Origin of the sequence: Thermocrispum sp. (assembly GCF_002919275.1) — a bacterium.
In the GTDB taxonomy this organism is placed as follows: Bacteria; Actinomycetota; Actinomycetes; order Mycobacteriales; family Pseudonocardiaceae; genus Thermocrispum; species Thermocrispum agreste.
Genome location: NZ_PKFA01000059.1, coordinates 132,465 through 150,877, shown reverse-complemented (window position 1 = coordinate 150,877; position 18,413 = coordinate 132,465). Strand labels below are relative to the sequence as shown.

Sequence of the window (18,413 nt, the reverse complement as noted above, 5' to 3'; positions counted from 1 at the left end):
CAGTATCCGTGCCCGGCCGGCCGCGCCGGGCCGGGCTACTCGATCAACCGCGTCGCGTACGGGAGGATGTCGTCGTAGCGCACCGAAGTGACCCTGACGTGCATGCCCGACTGCGGCGCTTCGATCATCTGCCCGTTGCCCAGGTACAGCGCCACGTGGTGGATGCCGTTCCTGCCCCAGAACAGCATGTCGCCGCGCCGGGCCTGGGACAGCGGCACGTGCCTGCCCGCGTGGTACTGGTAGCCGCTGTAGTGCGGCAGCGGCTTCACCTTGGCGAACGCATAGATCATCAAGCCCGAGCAGTCGAACCCGATCTTCTTGTAGTCGCCGTAGGCGTCCGCGATGCCGCCGTCGCGGATGCCGTAGGTCGGCCCGTTGGCATTGCCACCGCCCCATGCGTACGGCACGCCGATTTGCGACATTGCCCTGGCGACGACCTCCTCGATGAGGGCGTTCGACGACTTCGACGAGCCGGACGGGACTGCACCGCCGCCGTTGCCCGCAGCGTTGAGCGCCGCCTGCCGCGCCTTCAACTGTTCCTCGCGGCGCTTGGCTGCCAGCCACTCCTCGTAGCGCTGCCGCTGGTTCTCCAGCCCGCGGACCTTCTGCTGGGCGCGCCACAGCAATGTGGCCACCCGCTGCTTTTCCGCCTGCAGCTCGGCGGTGCGGGAGTACTGCGACTTGCGGGCCTCGACGGCCTCGGTGAAGGCCGCCTGCGCGGCACGTTCGGCTTCCTCGGCCTCGGCTTTCCGCTGCTCGGCCACCTGCAGCGCCTTGCGCGCCGCGGCGTCCGCATTCGCCTTGGCGATGCGGGCCTTCTTCAGCTTCTCGATGGCGTCCAGCTGGCTGGCGCTGACCGCAGAGAGCACCTGGGCGCGCGCCAGCACCTCCCCCGGATTGTCCGAGGAGAGGTAGGCCGACAGCCCGCCGATGGTGCTGCCCTGGCGGTAGCTGCCCGCGACGAACTCGTCCTTGGCCTGCTCGGCCATGGCGAGCTTCCTGGCCGCCGCACGGGACGCGTTGCGCGCGTTCTTCGCCTCCCGCTTGGCCTCCGCCGCCTTCTCCTTGGCCCGCTGCGCGTCGACCCTGGCCTTGTTGGCCAGTTCCTGCTTCCGCGCGACCTCGTCCCGCAGCCGGTTCAGTCGCGCCGTCGCCCACGCCAGCCGGTTGGTCAGCTCACCGACCTCACCGGCCCGTTTGCGCGCCTGCCAGCGGCTGCTCTTCAGCTCCTCGTCGCTGGGATTCGGCGGAGGTGGCGGCACGGCCTGCCCCACCGCCGGATGACCGGCGGCCAGCACGACCCCCACCGCCAGTGCGGCGAGCCACCTACGCCCCCGAGCGTGCGTGGACGACTGCGTGGTCACGGTCTCCACCTCCCGTCGGCGGTACACGGCCCTCCACCCGCGTGTACCGCCTGCCTCAGTAGGCTGACTGTGCCACATCCGGCCCATTGGCACCACTTGTCACGCGCGGACGACCGAGCACATTCGTCACAGCACGTCATCGGCAGGGACACGACGGGCACCGTCGGCAGGCACGGCGTGCCCCGGTACGGCGGGCCGCGGTCCGGCTACTGTCGTTGCGGGTCCCGGGTCCGCCGTCGCCTTCATGGGAGGTCAGTACCAGCCGTGTTGACGTCGAGATATCCGCCGGCAGCGCTGGTCAGCGCGATCGTCGCGATCGCGGGCCTGCTCGCGGTCGGTATCGGCGGTTTCCTGCCGTGGGTGCGCTCGGGCCTGGTGGTGCGCTCCAGCTTCGAAATCGCGGGCATTGCGGAACGACTCGGCTCGCGGGCGTACCCGATACTCGACGTGATGTTCGCGTGCTGGGTGGCGATTCCACTCGTCTGTGTGATCTGCGTCGGCCTGTTCACCCTCGGCTTGCTCCGGTCGGCCGCCGCATCGGCGATAATCGTCTCCCTGCTAGCGGGAACCGTCGCTCTGGCGACATACGTCCTAGGGTCAGGCGGTTCCGGTGCCGTCGCCGTCGTCGGCACCGGCCCGCTGACCACCTGCATCGGTGCGGCGGTCGCCCTCGTCGGCTCCGTCGGAGCGCTGCTCGGACGGCGGGGAGGCCGCCCGTCCGGCATCGCTTGATCCCGAGCACATCACCAGCCCCGGGCAGCCCGCGGCTCGAGGAGAGGACCTCCGGATGACGTATCCAGGACAGGGGAACCCGAACGACCCGGCCAACAATCCCCAGTGGCAGCAGCAGTCAGGGCCGGGCCAGCCGACACCACCAGGGCAGAACTGGCAGCCTCAGCAGCAGTGGCAGCAGCCCCAGCAGCAGTGGCAGGCGGGCGGCCAGCCCCCGCAGGGCGGGCAGTACCAGCCCACCGCACAGTTCCCCCAGCAGCAGTACCAGGGGCAGGGCCAGTACCAGCAGGTGCCACCCGGCGGGCAGCCGGGCGGACCTCAGGGCCCGCAGCAGCGCAAGAGCAAGCGCGGCCTGATCATCGGGCTGGTCGTGGCGCTGGTCGCCGTGCTGGGTGGCGTGGCGACCTGGATCGCCCTGTCGCTCAGCGGTGGCGACTCCGGCGCGGATTCGCCGGGCGAGGCGGCCCACACCATGCTCGCCGCGATGCAGCAGGGTGACGTCGTCGGGATGATGGACTCGCTCGCGCCCGCCGAGGCCGCGGTGCTGTCCGACATGGTCACCGACTACGTCAACGAGCTGAAGCGGATCCAGGTGCTCGACTCCAGCGCCGACCCGGAGGACGTCTCCGGCGTCACCATCGAGGAGACCGAGGAGCTGGTGTTCGACGACAGCCGGGCCAAGAAGATCAACGATCGTCTGACGATGGCCGCGCTGGTCGACGGCACGCTGCGGGTGAGCAGCAACTTCGACGACGTCCCGCTGGCCAAGTCGTTCAAGGACGCCGTCATCACCCCGGCCGCTCGGGCCGAGCTGGCCAAGGAAAACATCGACCAGACGGTCGACATCGGCGAAGCGGTCAAGCGGAGCGGCCAACCGCTCTACATCGCGACGGTCAACGTCGACGGCAAGTGGTACCCGAGCCTGTTCTACACCGCTGCCTACTACGCGGTGCAGGACGCGGGCAAGGAGTGGCCGGCCAACCCCATCCCGGCCGTCGGCGCCGACTCGCCGAACGCCGCCCTGATGAAGCTGATCGACGCGATCCGCACCAAGGACGTGCAGAAGGTCATCGAGATCCTGCCGCCGGACGAGATGGCGGTGCTGCACGACGTCGGCCAGCTGCTGGTCGAGGAGGCGGGCCCGCCCGGGCAGGCTCCGTTGCCGTTCGACGTGACCACGCTGGAGACCGACGAAGAGGAGGTCACCGGCGGCACCCGGCTGACGCTGCGGAAACTCGAGATCACCGTGCAGACCGGCAGCGGCCCGCAGCAGGTGGGCCTGGTCAAGGACGGCGACTGCTACACCGTGATCCAGAACGGCAGGCAGCAGGGCATGTGCGCCGACGACCTCGGCCGGATGATCCGCGCCGAGCTGGAGGGCATGCCGCCGCAGGCGAGCGATGCGGTGGCACAGATCGTGCAGAACCTCTACACCAAGAGCCTCGGCGTGGTCACCGTCGAGGTCGACGGCAAGCACTACGTCAGCCCGCTGCGCACCTACAGCGACCTCGGCGTGACGATGTTGAAGGCGGTCGAGCCGCAGCACGTCCAGACGCTGATCGAGGTCTTCGGGCGATGAGCCGTCCTCGGCCGGCACCAACCGCGCCGGCCGACGTCATCGTGGCGCCACCCGGCCCGTGGGGAGTTCCTCCGCGGGCCGGGAGCGCTGGTCGCCGCACCAGCGCGGCGGCAAGGTGACGGACTCGCCGGCGATGATCACCGGCCCGGCGCCGTCGACGGCGAACGCCACGGTGCACACGATCTGCTCGAGCGCCAGCGGCGACAGAGTGCGCGGATCGACCGATGCGGTGATCACCCGCCGGCCGTCCCGCACCTCCTCGCGCAGCGTGACACCGGACGGCACTTCACTGCGCAGCCCTTCCTGGCGTTCCCGCATCGTGGGCCCGGCCGTGAGCCAACCGAGCAGGGAATCGACGCCCTCCGAGCGCCGGACGGCGGGCGCCAGCGAGTCGCCGACCAGAAAGAACACCACCGGCGCCAGGATCGGGCCCTCCGGCGCGGCACCCCCGGCGATCACCCCGCTGGGCCGTACCCCGCACGCGGTCACCAACAGCAGCACGCAGCCGACAACGGCCCGCTTCACCGCTTCTCCCCCGTTCCCTCGCCGTAGCGGGGCAGCGCCAGCGTGAACACCGCGCCCCCGCCAGGCCGGTTGGCCGCCGTCAACGTGCCGACCCGGTCGCCTTTCCGGTGCAGGCGGGCGTTCTCCCAGGCGATCGCCAGGCCCAGCCCGCTGCCTTGGGATCGGCTGCGGGCGGTGTCGGCTTTGAAGAACCGGTCGAACACGTGCGGCAGGACGGCGTCGTCCATGCCGGGACCGCTGTCCTCGACGTCCACCATCACCCACGCCTCGTCGGCGGTCAGCCGGACCGTCACCGGAGGCTCGCCGTGCCGCAGCGCATTCCCGACCAGGTTGGCCACGATGACATCCAGCCGTCGAGGGTCCAGCCGCGCGGTGATGCCCTCGGGAAGGTCGGCTTCGACCTGGTCCAGCCACCCGCGCGAGCGCAAGCACGCCCGGATGATGGCGGCGACGTCCACATCGTCCAGCGCCAACGCCGCCGACCCGGAATCGAAGCGAGTCACCTCGATCAGGTCGTTGACCAGGCGGGTGAGGTTGGCCGTTTCGCTGCTGACCAGCCGGGCGGCCCGCCCGGCGTCTCCGGGCAGGTCGCCGGCTTCCTCGTCCAGCACGTCGGTCACCGCGGTCATCGCGGCCAGCGGGGTCCGCAGCTCGTGCGAGACGTCGGCGACGAACCGCCGGGCGTCGGCCTCCATCCGGCGCAGCTCGTTGACCTGGTGCTCCAGCACCTGGGCGGTGGCGTTGAAGGTGCGTCCCACCTCGGCCAGTTCGTCGGCGCCGCGCACGGTGACGCGGGCACTCAGGTCGCCTTCGCCGAGACGCCGGGCAGCGTGCCTGAGCTCACGCACCGGGCGCAGCACCCCCCTGGCCGCCACCCAGGCCAGTGCCGCTGCCAGCCCGAGCGACCCGGCGCCGACCGCCCCCGCCCACCAGGTGAGCTCCTCGATCGAATCCCGTTCGGCCAGCAGATCCCGCGCCAGGTAGACCTCGAGCCCGCTCGGCACGCTGTCCCCCATCCCGGTTCCGATCCGGAGCTCGGTTCCGACCAGCAGCGTCGGGGTGTCCCCCCACATCACCCGCTGCCACACCACGCGCCCGGAGCGCACCGCCGACCGCAGCTCGGCGGGCAGCGACTGCGGGTGCATTCCGGACGACGCCTGCTGGCCGCGGAACAGCACGACCGCCCCGGACCCGCGATCGCTCAGCCCCTCGACCAGCTCCTCCAGGTCGGCGCGGCGGGGCGGCACCGACGACAGCGGCAGCAGCGTCTTGACCCGGTCGGTCAGCGCGGTCGCTGCGGCGTCCTGGGTGGCCTGCAGGACGGCCGACCGGGCCCGCCAGTACAGCACCCCGGCCGTGATCGTCGTGGTCACAACGGCCAACGCGGCGAACGCCAGCAACAGACGCGTGCGCAGGCCCATCCGGCCCGGTGGCCGGGCCGGATCCGGCTGGGGTGCGCGATCCACTGTGGTCACACAGGTCCGAAGCGATACCCGAAGCCACGCACGGTCTGCACGTAGACGGGTTTGGCCGGGTCGTCCTCGATCTTGGCACGCAGCCGTTGCACGCACGCGTCGACCAGCCGGGAGTCGCCCAGGTAGTCGTGCTGCCAGACGGATTCCAGCAGCTGCTGCCTGCTCAGCACTCGCCGAGGGACCCGGGACAGCTCCAGCAGCAGCCGCAGCTCGGTCGGCGCCAGCGCGATCGGCGTGCCGTTCTTGCTCACCTCCAGGCCGACCCGGTCGATGGTCAGCGCGCCGTGCACCTCCACCCCCTGCGGCTGCTTCGGCTCGCTCACCGCCCGGCGCAGCACGGCCCTGATCCGGGCCTCCAGCACGCGTGGCTGGACCGGTTTGACCACGTAGTCGTCCGCCCCCGCCTCCAGGCCCGCCACGACGTCCATGTCGTCGTTGCGGGCGGTCAGCATGATGATCGGCAGGTTGCCGTCGGCGCGAATGCGGCGGCACACCTCGAAGCCGTCCATGCCGGGCAGCATCAAGTCGAGCACCACGACTTCCGGCTGCACCGCGCCAAGACGTGCCAGCGCTTGCTCACCGTTGTCGAACGCGTCCACGCTGTGACCCTGCCGCTCCAGCGCCAGGGTCAACCCGTCTCGTACGGCCTCGTCGTCCTCGATCAGCAGTACGCGCGACATGGCCCCCACTATCGCAGGTCAGCCAGGTCCTGGTTGATCACCCGATCGACGGCAACCGCCACGAAGTACAGCGTGCCCGCCACCAGAACGGCCCCGAGGCCGTCGGACAGCCGGTGCCATCCCGCCACCATCGTCGCCACGGTGACCACCGCGCACACGATCACCCCGGGCAGCAGCATCCACCGACGGTGCCCCGCACGGATCAGCAACGCCACCGCGAACACCATCCCCGCCGCGGCCGCCACGTGCCCGCTGGGGAAACTGTTGTGAGCAGACGTGCCGATCACGTCGAAGTCCGGCCGGACGATCTCCGCCTTCAGCACCCGCGCGGCCCCGATCGACCCGAACAGCACTCCCACTCCCGCCACCGCCGCGACGACCCGGCGGGCCAGCAGGCCCGCGACCACCAGAACGGCGACGAAGATCGCTATGTGCACGGGATTGCCCACCAGGCGAAGGACACTCCTGGCTGCCTGGTAGGCATCCGACGTTCCCGCGTAATAGCCGCCACGCGCCGCTTCGGGCATCAGCGCGTCGTCCACGTGTTGCCCCAGAGGAGTGCGCACGAACGCCACGCAGATCAGCGCCACCCCCACCGCGCAGCCGATCGCCCCGCACAGGGCACCCCACCAGCTCGGCCGGGACAGCGGCTGCTTCAACGGTGTGGTCACGGCAGTTGCGGTTTCGGTCAGCACATCTCGATCTTCGCTGCGCGATGTCCGTGTTCGGTGCGAGGAATGTCATCGTCTTGTCACAACTGCGCACCGGCCGGGAACCGCTCCTGCAGGCGTCCTCACCGCACGACTCCTCACCGCACGACTCCTCACCGCACGACACTGCCGCGACCGCCTCGCCGTTCACGGCAATACGTCTGATTTGGGCGGAATGTCGGGCCAACGTGCCGAATGATGACACATCCGATGCGGCGTGATCACTCGACGGACGCAGCGACCGGACATCGGTGGCCGAGCGTGGGCACCATGACCGAATCACACGTTCTGGCCGCTCGCTCCATTGCCCGGCAACGACTGTTCGCGGTGCTCACCTACGCCCTGGCCGTGCTCCTGGTGCCGGTCGCCGCGCTGCGCAGCCCCGGCCACCCGTTGCGGGTGGCGGCGAACTGGGCGCTGGCGCTGCGGTTCCCCACCGAGTCCCTGCACGGCCTGACGCCGCGGACCAGGCAGGCGCTGGAGGCGGCGCGTAGTGAGGCGTTGTGGCGGCACGGCGTCCTGATCGGCGTGACCTCCGGATACCGGGACCTGGACCAGCAACGCCTGCTGTTCCGGCGCGAGGTCCACCGGACCGGCTCGGCGTGGGCCGCCCGCACCCGCGTCCTCCCGCCGGACGAGTCCGCGCACGTCCGCGGCATCGCCGTCGACGTCCGGCCACCGGCCGGAGCTCACTGGCTGGACCGGCACGGCGGCAAACACGGTCTGTACCGGATGTACGACAACGAGTGGTGGCACTTCGAGTATCACCCCGACGTCCGGCCCCGACGGCTGCCGTCGCCACGTTTCAGCTGTGCGCGTCCTGGGCATCCGGTGTCGGAGACCGCCGGGCAGGTGTCCGGGTGACACCCGCCTCGTCACAGAACGAGCGAACCCGCCCGGCCCCGGCTACCCTGGCGGACTCCACGAAACCGAAGCAGGAGGAACACATGCTCGTACTCACGCCGACCGCCGTCGCCGTGGTCAACAACCTCACCAGCGCGGTGGGCGAGGAAGGCGCAGGCCTGCGCATTTCGTCGCACCCGGACGCGCCTGCTCCGGGGCTGCACGTCGAGATCGCGGCAGCGCCTGAGGCGGACGACCAGCTGGTGGACAGCTCGGGGGCCCGGGTCTTCTTGGACCCGCAGGCCGCGATGATGCTCGACGACAAGGTGCTCGACGCCACCGTCGACGAGCAAGGCCAGGCCAGCTTCGTGCTCGGCACGCAGGCCGCGCCCGGGGACGCCGACCACCCGGAGGCATGACGCTTCTCGCCCGCTGACCAGGCCTCGTCGCAGGGCCTTCGTCTCAGCGGGCGAACGACCGGACCCCGCCGTCGTCGGATAGCGTCGAGCCGTCCGCGACGGAGGGAGAACCAGTAATGCCCAGCCGATCGGCACCCGTGGTGGTGATCATGGGCATTACCGGTTCCGGCAAGTCGACCGTCGGCCGGGCGCTCGCCGACCGGTTGGCTGTGCCGTTCGCGGACGGCGACGATTTCCACAGCCCGCAGGCCAAAGCGAGGATGGCCGGTGGCACCCCGCTCACCGACAGCGACCGGATGCCGTGGCTGCACCGGATCGGTGCCTGGCTGGCGCGCCACGAGGCCGGTGCGGTCGTCGCCTGTTCGGCACTTCGCCGCGCCTACCGCGACGTTCTGCGCGACTCGTCGCCCACCACCGTGTTCGTGCACCTGGTCGGCGACATCGAGATCGCCCGGGAACGGGTGCGGCGGCGTACGAACCACTTCATGCCAGCGGAGCTGGTGGACTCCCAGCAAGCGACGCTGGAGCCGCTGGCCGCCGACGAAGCCGGGATCACGCTTCGCTTCGACCTTCCCGTCGACGACATCGTCGACCGCGTCTCCGCGTGGCTGGCGATGCAGCGCGCGTAGCACGATCTTCCGCGACCCGCTCCCCGCCGAACTGATCTTCCGCGGACGGGCCCCTTGCCCTCGGCTGATCACCTGGCCGGTGCTGGGCTGCGGCCTTTCACGCGGTACACCTGGTAGGTGCCGACGTACGGGCAACGACGCCTGCCGCGGCAGGGACAAGCAGGCCACGACCCGACTGCGGAGGGCGCCCAGGCATGAGCAAGACGGCTCTCATCCTCGTCGACGTCATCAACGCCTTCTTCGACCCCGCAGGGCCGCACTACTACCCGCGTGTGCGGGAGGCGGTCGAGCCGCTCACGCACTTGTTGGCGACCGCCCGCGACGCGGGCGCCGTCGTCGTGCACACGGTCGAACGGCACCGGCCGAACGTGCCGGACGCCGAACAGCCGAAGATTCCGGTGCACTGCCTGGCCGGATCGTTCGAAGCCGATTTCCACCCCGGGTTTCACCCCGTCGACCGGCCGGGTGAGCTGGTGGTGCCGAAGCGGCGGTACTCGGGCTTCTTCGCCACCGACCTGGCACTGACCCTGCACGAGCAGCGGATCGAGCGCATCGTGGTGGCCGGAGTGGAGACCAACGTGTGCGTCCGCGCCACCTGCCAGGACGGATTCGCGCACGGCTTCGCCGTGGTGGTTCCCCGCGAAGCGACCAACTCCGATCGGCAGCATCTCGAGCGGGCTTCACTGGAGGACATCATGCGCTACTTCGGCTCCGTGGTGGCGACCGACGAAGCTGCCGCTCTGCTCAAGGAGCATCCCTAGGTCAGCAACCGCGGCGAATCCCCACGGATGACCACGGATGACCACGAATGACCACGGATGACATTGTGGCCGGGCCGGGGCGAGACCGCCGCGATCGCCGAGCCACCACGCCGGGGTGGATCACGCCGCGTTGAGTTCGCTTGCCGCGGACGCCACGTACGCGAGGCACTGCCGCGACTACCGTGCAACGCATGCACGGCACGCACGACGCCCACCACTCCGGCCATGCCGACCCCTCGGCCGAGATGCTTGCCCTGCAAGCCGAGATCTTCGCCGACCACACCGCGAAGATCGCCGCGTGGCTACCCGTGTCCACTCCCCCGCGCACGATCGTCGACCTCGGCTGCGGCACCGGCGCCGGGACATTCGCGCTGCTGGCTCGATTCCCCGATGCCCGTGTCATCGCCGTGGACTCCGCGGAGGACCACCTCTCCCACCTGCAGCGCACAGCCGACGTCCGTGGCGTGGCTTCCCGGGTCCGCCTGGTGCAAGCCGACCTCGACGCGGTGTGGCCGGACATCGGCCCGGCTGACCTGGTGTGGGTGGCGAACGCGCTGCACCACCTGGCGGATCCGGACCGAGCCCTGGCCGAGGCGTACCGGATGCTCACCCCCGGCGGGCTGCTCGCGGTCGTCGAACTGACCCGCTTCGCCCGCTTCCTGCCGCCGGACGGCCCGGAGTTCCGTCCGGGCCTGGAGCAGCGATGCCACGCCGCGCACCAGCACCGGCAGGCGGAGCGGCTTCCCCACATCGGCGCCGACTGGGCGGCCAAGCTCACCTCGGCGGGATTCCGCGTCGAGGACACCACATCGCTGACGATCGAGGTCAGCGGAGCCGGCCGCCCAGCGGTGGGCGCGTACGCGCTCATGAGCCTGCGGCGCCTGCGGCAAGCAGTGACCGGCCTCGTGCCGGCCGAAGATCTTGCTGCACTCGACGACCTGGTCGATCAGGACAGCCCGCGCTGCGTGTGCCACCGACCGGACCTGGCCGTCTGGGCCGAGCGGATGGCGTGGGCGGCTCGCCGCCCTTGAGATCGGCCTGACACCGCCCGCGATGTCGTGACGGGGACGGACGCGGCCAACCGCCCCCTACAGGCCCCTGGGCATCACCGGCCGTGACCTCGCAGCGATGACGCCTGCGCCGCGGCTCGTTGCCTCCACCGCGCGCATACGTGCTCGCCGAACCGGGCCGCCAGCTGCCTGCAGTGCGCCGCGACTTGGGCGTCCAGCCGCTCGAGCTCACGCTCCCCGACGCGCATCCGCTCCAGCGTCTCCGGGTCCGAGGCCGTGCTGACCGCCCGCCAGCGCCGGTAGTCGTCGATCGACGCCTCCGGGTGGAACTGCACACCCCAGGCCCGGGCGCCCACCCGGAACGCCTGGTGCGGATACATCTCGCTGCTGCCGAGCCAGCTGGCGCCCGGCGGGAGCACGGCGACCATGTCGCGGTGTGACGACACCGCGGTCAGCGGCGACGGCAAGCCGGTGACCAGTGGGTCGACATCCGCCTCGGGCCGCCACCGCACCCGCACCACACCGGTTTCCATGCCGCGGTCGCCGCGTTCGACCGTGCCACCCATGGCGCGCGCGAGCAGCTGCCCGCCCAGGCATATGCCCAGTGTCGGAGTCGACGACTCCACCGCGTGCCGGAGCAGCTTCCGGACGTCGGACAGCCAGGGATGGTCGTGGTCGTCGTTGGCGCTCATGCGCCCGCCCAGGATCAGCAGGCCGTGCTCGGCCATCCGGTCGGGCACCGGCTCGCCCGCATAGGGCCGGACGATCCGGCACTCCACCCCGGCATCGGCCAGCCACCGTCCGAACCGCGCAATGCCGACGATGTCGTCGGGCTGGATCACCAGAACGGCCGGCCCGCTCGTGTGCTCGGCTGATGCACCCGCCATGCCCGCAGGCTATCGGAACCGGCGGGCGACCGACGCACCCGTCGCCCGCCCGCCGGCTGCGGGCTAGCCGCCTTCGGTTTCCGCGCACAACCGCTCCCAGTAGCGGTGCGCCTGCTCCGACCACTCGCTGCGTTTGCTGTGGAACAACTTCGCCGCTTCCACGCCGATCCATCCCCCGGACGTCAACGCCGCGGGCAGGGCAGGATCGAGGTAGGGGAACCGCCGATACGCCTGGACGAGTTCGACCTGCTGCCGGAAGGCCGACGCCTCGTCGTCGACCGCGGCCAGCCGGAACTGCTGCAGGAACTCGGCGTAGTGGCGGTGCAGATCCTCCAGGTCCCACGCGCGCTGTACGGTGCGGCGTTCGTCCCCGACCGGGCCGAACCGGCCGACGTAGGACATGGACCAGTCGGCCAGTCCCAGGCCGGTGATGATGCCGGCCACCTCGTCGGCCCGCGCGGCGTGCGGGCTGATCCATGTCCCTGGCGCCGGGGATCCCATGCCCGCCCAGGTGAGCCTGGTGCGCAGGTGGTAGCGGAGATTGCGATGGGACTCGGGCACGGTGGTGTTCACGATCAGCCACGTGCCGTCCCATTCCCTGGTCTCGCCGGTGAAGCCGAGCACCCGCTCGGCCCCCTTGGTGATCATGGTGGTCCCGGTGCCGGTGAGCATCCAGCGCACTTTGCGACCGTGCCGGACGTCGGTGATGGTGCCGCGCTCGGCCGTGCGCTGGATGGCTTTGCGCGCCGCGACCGCTTCCACGCCGCATTCGCCCAGCGCCCGGATCAACGTGCTCGACCACACCGGCTGCCGCCGGGGAAGCACGAACTCGCCGAGGATGACCAGCAGAAGCGCGGGAGCGCTGCGCAGGGCGATGTCGCGCAGATCGGCGATCACCCCTTCGCCGCGCCCGGGCCGCTTGCGCTGTCTGACTGCCGAAGCCATGGAGTCCGAACTCCCTTGCCGTGCCGAACGGGGTAGCGTGGCCACGCTACCCCGTTCAGAGCAGTCGGCTGGGCTGTTCGGCCTAGCACGGGTGTCCCACGATGGTTTGAGATACACGCCACGTAGGTGACCGGCTGCGTTCGGTGCCGGACTCGGCGCAAGCTTCGTGACGGGGCCGGCGGAGCGGCTCAGGCCAGCAGGGCGGCGCCCAGCGCGATGAGCCCGGCGACCTTGGCCACCTCGAACGCGACGTACACGTAGTGGGTGCGGGACCGCTGCGAGCCGTCGGACTTGCCCGACAGGACCTGGTCGGAACGGCGCGTCAGGCGCGGACGGACGCCGAGCAGCTGGACGGCCAGGATGGCGATCACCACGACACCGAGCGCCAGCTCGAGCCCGGTGATCCCGGCCACGATCGCAGCCACCACCAGCACCACGGCCAGCACGACCTCGACCGTGTTCAAGGCGCGGAAGACGATCCGGCCGATGCCCAGGCCCAGCGGCACAGTGATGCCCGGCGCCCGGAACTTCAGCGGCGCCTCCAGGAAGGAGATCGCCAGCACCATGCCCAGCCACACGAAGGTCACCGCGATCGCAAGCTGCGTCATCGTTCACCGTCCTGACGTGCGTTGATGGGTGCGTCACCGCAAGTGTGCACCCGGCACCGGGCCTTCGGGCCCGGCCGATCGGCCCGTGATCATGGGGTCTGATGTCGTGATGTCGCCGCGCGCCGGGTCAGCCGAGCCCGGGCGGCGGCTTGCCCGCGGCGCCGCGCTGCCGCACCGCGAGTGCCGCCAGCTGGGCACGTCCCCGCATGCCCAATTTGGCCAGCAGGCGCGAGACGTAGTTCTTCACCGTCTTCTCGGCCAGGTACATGCGTTCGGCGATCTGACGGTTGGTCAGGCCCTCGCCGATCAGCTCGAGCAGTTCGCGTTCCCGGTCGGACAAGTCCTTCAGCGGACCGGCGTCCGCATCGTCCCCGCGCAGCCTGCGCAACAGCACGGCCGACGCCCTCGCGTCGAGCAGCGACTGTCCCGCGGCCACCAGCCGGATCGCCTCCACCAGCCGTGCCGAGCGGATGTCCTTGACGACGTACCCGGCGGCCCCGGCGAGTACCGCTTCCAGCATCGCCTGCTCGTCCGTGGACGAGGTCAGCATCAGGCATTTCAGCTCGGGCAGCTTGCCGCGCAGCTCGCGGCACAGCTCGACCCCGTCCCCGTCGGGCAGCCGCACGTCCAGCACCGCGACGTCCGGCCGCAGTGCCGGGATCCGGGCCAGTGCCTGCCTGGCGGTCGAGGCCTGCCCGGTCACCGTCATGTCCGGCTGTTCCTCGAGCAGGCTCGCGACGCCGAGCCGGGCGATCTCGTGATCGTCCACCACGAAGACTTCGATCATCTTCCCGCCTCCTGCGCCCGCCCCCTTGGTCACCGCCGAGCCTACCCGCCGGCTGCGGCGGCTTCCGCGCGTCGCGCGGTCACCCGTCGGGCCACCTTTCTATGCCGTCGGCTCGGCCCCGGTGCGGACAACGTCCGAAAGGCCCTTCCGGTCGGGGCCCTTCGGGCTGGTCATGGCGAGCCGCGCGGCATACCGTCGCCTGTGTGGCAATGGACCGCGCACGGGAGGTGGGCATGACCCGGGTGTTTCTTGTCGACGATCACGAGATCGTGCGGCGAGGAATCAGGGAGCTGTTCGCCGACCATCCCGATCTGCACATCGTCGGGGAGGCGGGTTCGGTGGCCGACGCGCTGGCCACCGTCCCAGCGGACGCCGACGTGGCAATCCTCGACGTGCGGTTGCCGGACGGCAACGGGGTCGAGTTGTGCCGCGAGCTGCGCAACCGGATACCCCAGCTGAAGTGCCTGATGCTGACCTCCTACACCGACGACGACGCGTTGCTCGACGCGGTCATGGCCGGAGCCAGCGGCTTCGTGCTCAAGCAGGTGCTCGGGGTCGACCTGATCGGATCGGTGCGGGCGGTCGGCGAAGGCAAGTCCTTGCTCCAGCCGCGTGACGTCGACGCGCTGCGCGCGCGCATGCGTTCCCGGCGGATCGACCCGCTCGCCGAGTTGTCCGCCAAGGAGCGCGAGGTGTTCGATCTGATCAGCCAAGGTCTGACCAACAAGCAGATCGGCCAGCGCATGTTCCTGTCGGACAAGACGGTCAAGAACTACGTGTCGCAGATCTTGCGCAAGCTCGACCTGCAGCGCCGCGCGCAGCTCGCCGCGATGGCCGCCGAGCTCGACACGCCACGGCGCGAACCGGGAACCTGACCACTCGGCTCACCGCCACACCGGGCGCCGCCGGCGCGCCGATCACCGGAGCGGGACGCGCCAGGACACGGTCGTGCCCGCGCCCGGTTCGCTGGTGATCTGCAGCGAGCCACCGCAGTGCGCGGCACGCCGCTGCATGTTGGCCAGCCCGCGGTGGTGCGGCACCTCGGCCATCCCGTCACCGTCGTCGACCACTTCCACCAGCAGCGCATCGTCGGCCGACACGGTCACCGACACGACCGACGCGTTCGCGTGCCGGACGACGTTGGACAGCGCTTCGCGCAGCACCGCCAGGGCGTGCTCGCCGACCTCCTTCGGCACCACCGTCTCGATCGCACCGTGAATGCGCACCGACGGGCTCAGCTCGGTGTCGCCGGTGGTCTCGGTGACCACGTCGAGCACCCGGCGGCGCAGCCCGGGGCGACGCTGATCACCGGAGGTGTGCAGGTCGAAGATGGCGGTACGGATCTCGTTGATGGTCTCGTCGAGCTCGGCGACCAACGCCTCTGCCCTGCTCTGCGCCACCGGGTCGGTGATCCGCGGCAGGATGCTCTGCAGCCGCATCCCGCCCGCGTACAGCCGCTGGATCACGTGGTCGTGCAGGTCGGCGGCGATGCGGTCACGGTCGGCCAGCACGTCGAGCATCCGCTGCTGCCGCTGCTTGTCGGCCAGCTCCATGGCCACCGACGCCTGGTCGGCGAACGAGGCGAGCACCTGCACCTGGTCGCGGCTGAACGTCTCCGCACCCTTCTGCCTGCCCGCCAGCAGCACCCCGTTCGCCTGCGCGGTGTTGTGGATCGCCACCACCGCCGCGGGCCCGGCCAGGCCGGCGGGCAGCGCCAGGTCGTCCGGCAGGTACTTGCCCAGCTCGTCGGTCAGCTGCGGCGCCCCGCTGGCCAGCACCTCGGCCACCACCGGGGTCTTCTTCGGCAGCATGGTGCCCTCGATGCCCTCGGCGTCCTGTCCCGCCGCGGCACGGACCACCAGCGAGTCGACGTCCGCCGGGTCCTCGAGCAGGACCGCCACGCAGCATGCCGAGGCCAAATCCAGCACCAGGCGGCAGATCGAGGTCAGCGACTCGTTCTCCGACGCCCCGCCGAGCAGCTGAGCGTTCACCCGTGCACTGGCGCTGAGCCAGCGCGCCTGGTCCCGCGCCTGCGCGAACAGCCGGGCGTTCTCGATCGCCACGCCCGCGGCGGACGCCAGCGCTTGGATGATCGCCTCGTCGTCGTCGGTGAACTCCGACCCGCCGCGCTTCTCGGTCAGATAGAGGTTGCCGAAGACCTCGTCACGGACCCGGATCGGCACCCCGAGGAAGCTGTACATCGGCGGATGCCCGGGCGGGAAGCCGACCGACGCGGGATGCTTGGTCAGGTCCTTCAGCCGCATCGGCTTGGGGTCCTTGATCAGCAGCCCCACCAGGCCGTGGCCCTCCGGCGGGTTGCCCAGCTGTTCCCGCTCCTGCTGGGTGATGCCCTCGAAGACGAACTCCGACAGGCCGTTGCCGTCCGGGTTGAGCACGCCGAGCGCGCCGTAGCGGGCATCCACCAGCTCGGTGGCGACGCGCACGATACGCTGCAGCGTCGCGTCCAGGTCCAGCCCGGTGCCGATCGCCACGACCGCGTCGAGCAGCGACTTCAGCGCGTCGCGGGTGTGCATGATCTCGTGCAGCCGGTCGGCGACCTCGCGCATGAGCTCGTCCAGCCGGAGCTCCTTCGGCACGACACTGCCCGAAGGCGATACGTCCGGTTGAACGTCCTCGTTCATCGCGCCCCGCCTTCACTCGCACGACCCCGCATCCCAAGGGTGGCACCCCGGGCCGCGGCCAGCAACGGCGGAGTCGCCCGAGCGTGACGGAAGCAACGTTTCCGCTGCTCCGGCGCGGATTCCCGGCCAGGTGTCCCTACCGCGCGGTGACTTGTGGACCTGCCGAAGTCGATCACCGCGCACCTACGTTCGCGATGTGACCACCACGAGCGTGCCGCCCGCCGACCGATCCGACGCGGCGGTTGCGTTCACCCTTCCCGCGCGTGGTCGCCGGGCAGCCGGGGACCCGGCTGCCCGCCCGGCCGCGCGGGACGGACACCTGGAGGGACTGGAGTGGACGTACTCAATCTCGCGCGGTGGCAGTTCGGCATCACCACGGTCTACCACTTCTTGATGGTGCCGCTGACGATCGGCCTGTCGCTGCTCGTCGCGGGCATGCAGACCGCATGGGTGCGCACCGGCGACGACAAGTACCTGAGGATGACGAAGTTCTGGGGCAAGCTGCTCCTGATCAACTTCGCCATGGGCGTGGTGACGGGCATCGTCCAGGAGTTCCAGTTCGGCATGAACTGGAACGAGTACTCCCGCTTCGTCGGGGACGTGTTCGGCGCCCCGCTGGCGATGGAGGGCTTGCTGGCCTTCTTCGTCGAGTCGACCTTCCTCGGCCTGTGGATCTTCGGCTGGGACCGGCTGTCGAAGCGGGTGCACCTGGCGTGCGCATGGGCCTTCTCGCTGGCCACGATGGTGTCGGCGTACTTCATCCTGGCCGCCAACTCGTGGATGCAGCATCCGGTCGGCGTGCGCTTCGTCGACGGCAAGCCGCAGATGACCTCGATCGGGGACGTGCTGACCAACCCGACCGTGCTGGCGGCCTTCCCGCACACCATCGCCGGGGCGTTCGCCGTCGCCGGCGCGTTCCTGGTCGGCATCGCGGTGTGGTGGCTGTGGCGGCGGCGCGACACCGACGACGAGCACCGGCCGGTGTGGCGGGCCTCGCTCAAGCTCGGTGCGTGGGTGGGAGCCGTCTCGTTCGTGGCGCTGCTGGTCAGCGGCGACGCGCAGGCCAAGCTGATGTTCGAACAGCAGCCGATGAAGATGGCCGCCGCGGAAGCGCTGTGCGCCACCGAGGAGCCCGCCGGGTTCTCGGTGTTCGCGGTCGGTGAGCTGACCGGGCAGGACTGCACGCAGGTGAAGAGCCTGACCGTGCCCGCGCTGCTGTCGTTCCTGGCCAACGGCGACCTGACCAGCGAGGTCAAGGGCGTCAACGACCTGGTCGCGGAATACCAGGAGCGCTACGGCGAGTACTACCCGGACGACCCGGCGCTCGGTGAGCTGGCCGGAAAGCCCATCGACTACGTGCCGAACCTGCCGGTCACCTACTGGAGCTTCCGGCTGATGATCGGGCTGGGCGCGATCTCAGCCGGGGTGGGGTTGCTCGCCCTGTGGCTGACCAGGGGCGGGCGGCTGCCGCGGTCGCGCTGGCTCGTCCGGGCGGCGCTGTGGAGCATCGCGCTGCCGTTCGCGGCCAACAGCTTCGGCTGGATCTTCACCGAGATGGGCCGCCAGCCGTTCGTGGTCGTGCCCAACCCGGTCGGCATCGACGGGATGTGGATGTTCACCGCGCAAGCTGTCTCCCGGCTCAGCGCAGGCGAGGTGTGGGCGTCGCTGATCACGCTGACCGCGGTGTACGGGGTGCTGGCGGTGGTGGAGATCTACCTGCTGCGCAAGTACGTCCGCGGCGGCGTGGAAGGCGCCATGCCACCGCGCAGAGCAGACCAAGCCGACGACGACAACGTCCTGTCGTTCGCCTACTAGGA

The 18,413-nt window shown here is 70.5% G+C and carries 19 protein-coding genes; 9 read left to right on the top strand and 10 right to left on the bottom strand.

Going from position 1 to position 18,413, the window contains the following annotated elements:
- Positions 1–35 precede the first annotated feature (35 nt).
- Positions 36–1,373 (bottom strand): NlpC/P60 family protein, encoded by a 1,338-nt coding sequence (locus tag CXP56_RS15950; protein WP_479267043.1) that lies wholly within the window; start codon positions 1,371–1,373, stop codon positions 36–38.
- Positions 1,374–1,628: 255 nt separating this feature from the next.
- Here CXP56_RS15950 and CXP56_RS15945 point away from each other — a divergent pair, with 255 nt between their 5' ends.
- Entirely contained in the window at positions 1,629–2,096 is a 468-nt protein-coding gene (locus CXP56_RS15945; RefSeq protein ID WP_286901745.1) for a hypothetical protein, read from the top strand.
- A 55-nt stretch (positions 2,097–2,151) separates the two neighbouring features.
- Positions 2,152–3,675, top strand: a complete 1,524-nt coding sequence (locus CXP56_RS15940) for a flagellar basal body protein FliL (RefSeq protein ID WP_286901744.1) — start codon at positions 2,152–2,154, stop codon at positions 3,673–3,675.
- Positions 3,676–3,711: 36 nt separating this feature from the next.
- Here CXP56_RS15940 and CXP56_RS15935 read toward each other — a convergent pair whose 3' ends face one another.
- The 4 genes from CXP56_RS15935 to CXP56_RS15920 are packed head-to-tail and all read right to left on the bottom strand — an operon-like array spanning position 3,712 to position 7,026.
- On the bottom strand, positions 3,712–4,200 hold the full coding sequence (locus CXP56_RS15935; protein WP_051309413.1) for a GerMN domain-containing protein: 489 nt from the start codon (positions 4,198–4,200) through the stop codon (positions 3,712–3,714).
- Positions 4,197–5,621, bottom strand: coding sequence for an ATP-binding protein (locus CXP56_RS15930; RefSeq protein WP_028846015.1), 1,425 nt, complete (start codon positions 5,619–5,621; stop codon positions 4,197–4,199). Before CXP56_RS15930 ends, CXP56_RS15935 begins: the two co-directional genes overlap by 4 nt.
- A 50-nt stretch (positions 5,622–5,671) precedes the next feature.
- The gene (locus tag CXP56_RS15925; RefSeq protein WP_028846016.1) at positions 5,672–6,355 is read right to left on the bottom strand and encodes a response regulator; all 684 of its coding nucleotides are present in this window, start codon (positions 6,353–6,355) and stop codon (positions 5,672–5,674) included.
- A gap of 8 nt (positions 6,356–6,363) precedes the next feature.
- Positions 6,364–7,026 carry a phosphatase PAP2 family protein gene (locus tag CXP56_RS15920; protein WP_286901742.1) on the bottom strand — a complete coding sequence of 221 codons (663 nt, stop codon included), beginning with the start codon at positions 7,024–7,026 and terminating at the stop codon, positions 6,364–6,366.
- A 309-nt stretch (positions 7,027–7,335) separates the two neighbouring features.
- Between CXP56_RS15920 and CXP56_RS15915 the strand changes: the two genes are divergently transcribed.
- The 5 genes from CXP56_RS15915 (at position 7,336) to CXP56_RS15895 (ending at position 10,748) form a co-directional block, all read left to right on the top strand.
- Positions 7,336–7,929, top strand: coding sequence for a D-alanyl-D-alanine carboxypeptidase family protein (locus CXP56_RS15915; RefSeq protein ID WP_051309511.1), 594 nt, complete (start codon positions 7,336–7,338; stop codon positions 7,927–7,929).
- Between the two features lie 83 nt (positions 7,930–8,012).
- Positions 8,013–8,327 (top strand): hypothetical protein, encoded by a 315-nt coding sequence (locus tag CXP56_RS15910; protein ID WP_028846018.1) that lies wholly within the window; start codon positions 8,013–8,015, stop codon positions 8,325–8,327.
- A 116-nt stretch (positions 8,328–8,443) separates the two neighbouring features.
- Positions 8,444–8,956, top strand: coding sequence for a gluconokinase (locus tag CXP56_RS15905; RefSeq protein ID WP_028846019.1), 513 nt, complete (start codon positions 8,444–8,446; stop codon positions 8,954–8,956).
- Between the two features lie 194 nt (positions 8,957–9,150).
- Positions 9,151–9,717 (top strand): cysteine hydrolase family protein, encoded by a 567-nt coding sequence (locus CXP56_RS15900; RefSeq protein ID WP_286901741.1) that lies wholly within the window; start codon positions 9,151–9,153, stop codon positions 9,715–9,717.
- A gap of 191 nt (positions 9,718–9,908) precedes the next feature.
- On the top strand, positions 9,909–10,748 hold the full coding sequence (locus tag CXP56_RS15895) for a class I SAM-dependent methyltransferase (protein WP_286901740.1): 840 nt from the start codon (positions 9,909–9,911) through the stop codon (positions 10,746–10,748).
- 74 nt (positions 10,749–10,822) lie between these two features.
- On the opposite strand, the gene CXP56_RS15890 is transcribed toward CXP56_RS15895, so the two are convergent.
- The 4 genes from CXP56_RS15890 to CXP56_RS15875 all read right to left on the bottom strand — a co-directional run bounded on the left by CXP56_RS15890 (position 10,823) and on the right by CXP56_RS15875 (position 13,954).
- The gene (locus tag CXP56_RS15890; RefSeq protein ID WP_286901738.1) at positions 10,823–11,614 is read right to left on the bottom strand and encodes a type 1 glutamine amidotransferase; all 792 of its coding nucleotides are present in this window, start codon (positions 11,612–11,614) and stop codon (positions 10,823–10,825) included.
- 63 nt (positions 11,615–11,677) lie between these two features.
- Entirely contained in the window at positions 11,678–12,559 is an 882-nt protein-coding gene (locus tag CXP56_RS15885; protein ID WP_038044209.1) for a PaaX family transcriptional regulator, read from the bottom strand.
- 188 nt (positions 12,560–12,747) lie between these two features.
- On the bottom strand, positions 12,748–13,167 hold the full coding sequence (locus tag CXP56_RS15880) for a hypothetical protein (protein ID WP_028846021.1): 420 nt from the start codon (positions 13,165–13,167) through the stop codon (positions 12,748–12,750).
- A 127-nt stretch (positions 13,168–13,294) separates the two neighbouring features.
- Positions 13,295–13,954, bottom strand: a complete 660-nt coding sequence (locus CXP56_RS15875) for a response regulator (RefSeq protein WP_028846022.1) — start codon at positions 13,952–13,954, stop codon at positions 13,295–13,297.
- A 209-nt stretch (positions 13,955–14,163) separates the two neighbouring features.
- Between CXP56_RS15875 and CXP56_RS15870 the strand changes: the two genes are divergently transcribed.
- The gene (locus CXP56_RS15870) at positions 14,164–14,829 is read left to right on the top strand and encodes a response regulator transcription factor (protein ID WP_281168961.1); all 666 of its coding nucleotides are present in this window, start codon (positions 14,164–14,166) and stop codon (positions 14,827–14,829) included.
- 42 nt (positions 14,830–14,871) lie between these two features.
- On the opposite strand, the gene CXP56_RS15865 is transcribed toward CXP56_RS15870, so the two are convergent.
- Positions 14,872–16,596: a sensor histidine kinase gene (locus CXP56_RS15865; RefSeq protein WP_028846024.1), complete on the bottom strand. Its 1,725-nt coding sequence runs from the start codon at positions 16,594–16,596 to the stop codon at positions 14,872–14,874.
- Positions 16,597–16,929: 333 nt separating this feature from the next.
- Between CXP56_RS15865 and CXP56_RS15860 the strand changes: the two genes are divergently transcribed.
- Positions 16,930–18,411, top strand: a complete 1,482-nt coding sequence (locus CXP56_RS15860; RefSeq protein WP_028846025.1) for a cytochrome ubiquinol oxidase subunit I — start codon at positions 16,930–16,932, stop codon at positions 18,409–18,411.
- Positions 18,412–18,413: the final 2 nt, after the last annotated feature.

Coding starts and splice junctions, on each gene's coding strand:
- CXP56_RS15915 (WP_051309511.1), top strand. CDS start 7,336: ATGACCGAATCACACGTTCTGGCCGCTCGCTCCATTGCCCGGCAACGA.
- CXP56_RS15910 (WP_028846018.1), top strand. CDS start 8,013: ATGCTCGTACTCACGCCGACCGCCGTCGCCGTGGTCAACAACCTCACC.
- CXP56_RS15895 (WP_286901740.1), top strand. CDS start 9,909: ATGCACGGCACGCACGACGCCCACCACTCCGGCCATGCCGACCCCTCG.
- CXP56_RS15905 (WP_028846019.1), top strand. CDS start 8,444: ATGCCCAGCCGATCGGCACCCGTGGTGGTGATCATGGGCATTACCGGT.
- CXP56_RS15865 (WP_028846024.1), bottom strand. CDS start 16,596: ATGAACGAGGACGTTCAACCGGACGTATCGCCTTCGGGCAGTGTCGTG.
- CXP56_RS15940 (WP_286901744.1), top strand. CDS start 2,152: ATGACGTATCCAGGACAGGGGAACCCGAACGACCCGGCCAACAATCCC.
- CXP56_RS15885 (WP_038044209.1), bottom strand. CDS start 12,559: ATGGCTTCGGCAGTCAGACAGCGCAAGCGGCCCGGGCGCGGCGAAGGG.
- CXP56_RS15870 (WP_281168961.1), top strand. CDS start 14,164: ATGGACCGCGCACGGGAGGTGGGCATGACCCGGGTGTTTCTTGTCGAC.
- CXP56_RS15890 (WP_286901738.1), bottom strand. CDS start 11,614: ATGGCGGGTGCATCAGCCGAGCACACGAGCGGGCCGGCCGTTCTGGTG.
- CXP56_RS15875 (WP_028846022.1), bottom strand. CDS start 13,954: ATGATCGAAGTCTTCGTGGTGGACGATCACGAGATCGCCCGGCTCGGC.
- CXP56_RS15880 (WP_028846021.1), bottom strand. CDS start 13,167: ATGACGCAGCTTGCGATCGCGGTGACCTTCGTGTGGCTGGGCATGGTG.
- CXP56_RS15930 (WP_028846015.1), bottom strand. CDS start 5,621: ATGGGCCTGCGCACGCGTCTGTTGCTGGCGTTCGCCGCGTTGGCCGTT.
- CXP56_RS15900 (WP_286901741.1), top strand. CDS start 9,151: ATGAGCAAGACGGCTCTCATCCTCGTCGACGTCATCAACGCCTTCTTC.
- CXP56_RS15925 (WP_028846016.1), bottom strand. CDS start 6,355: ATGTCGCGCGTACTGCTGATCGAGGACGACGAGGCCGTACGAGACGGG.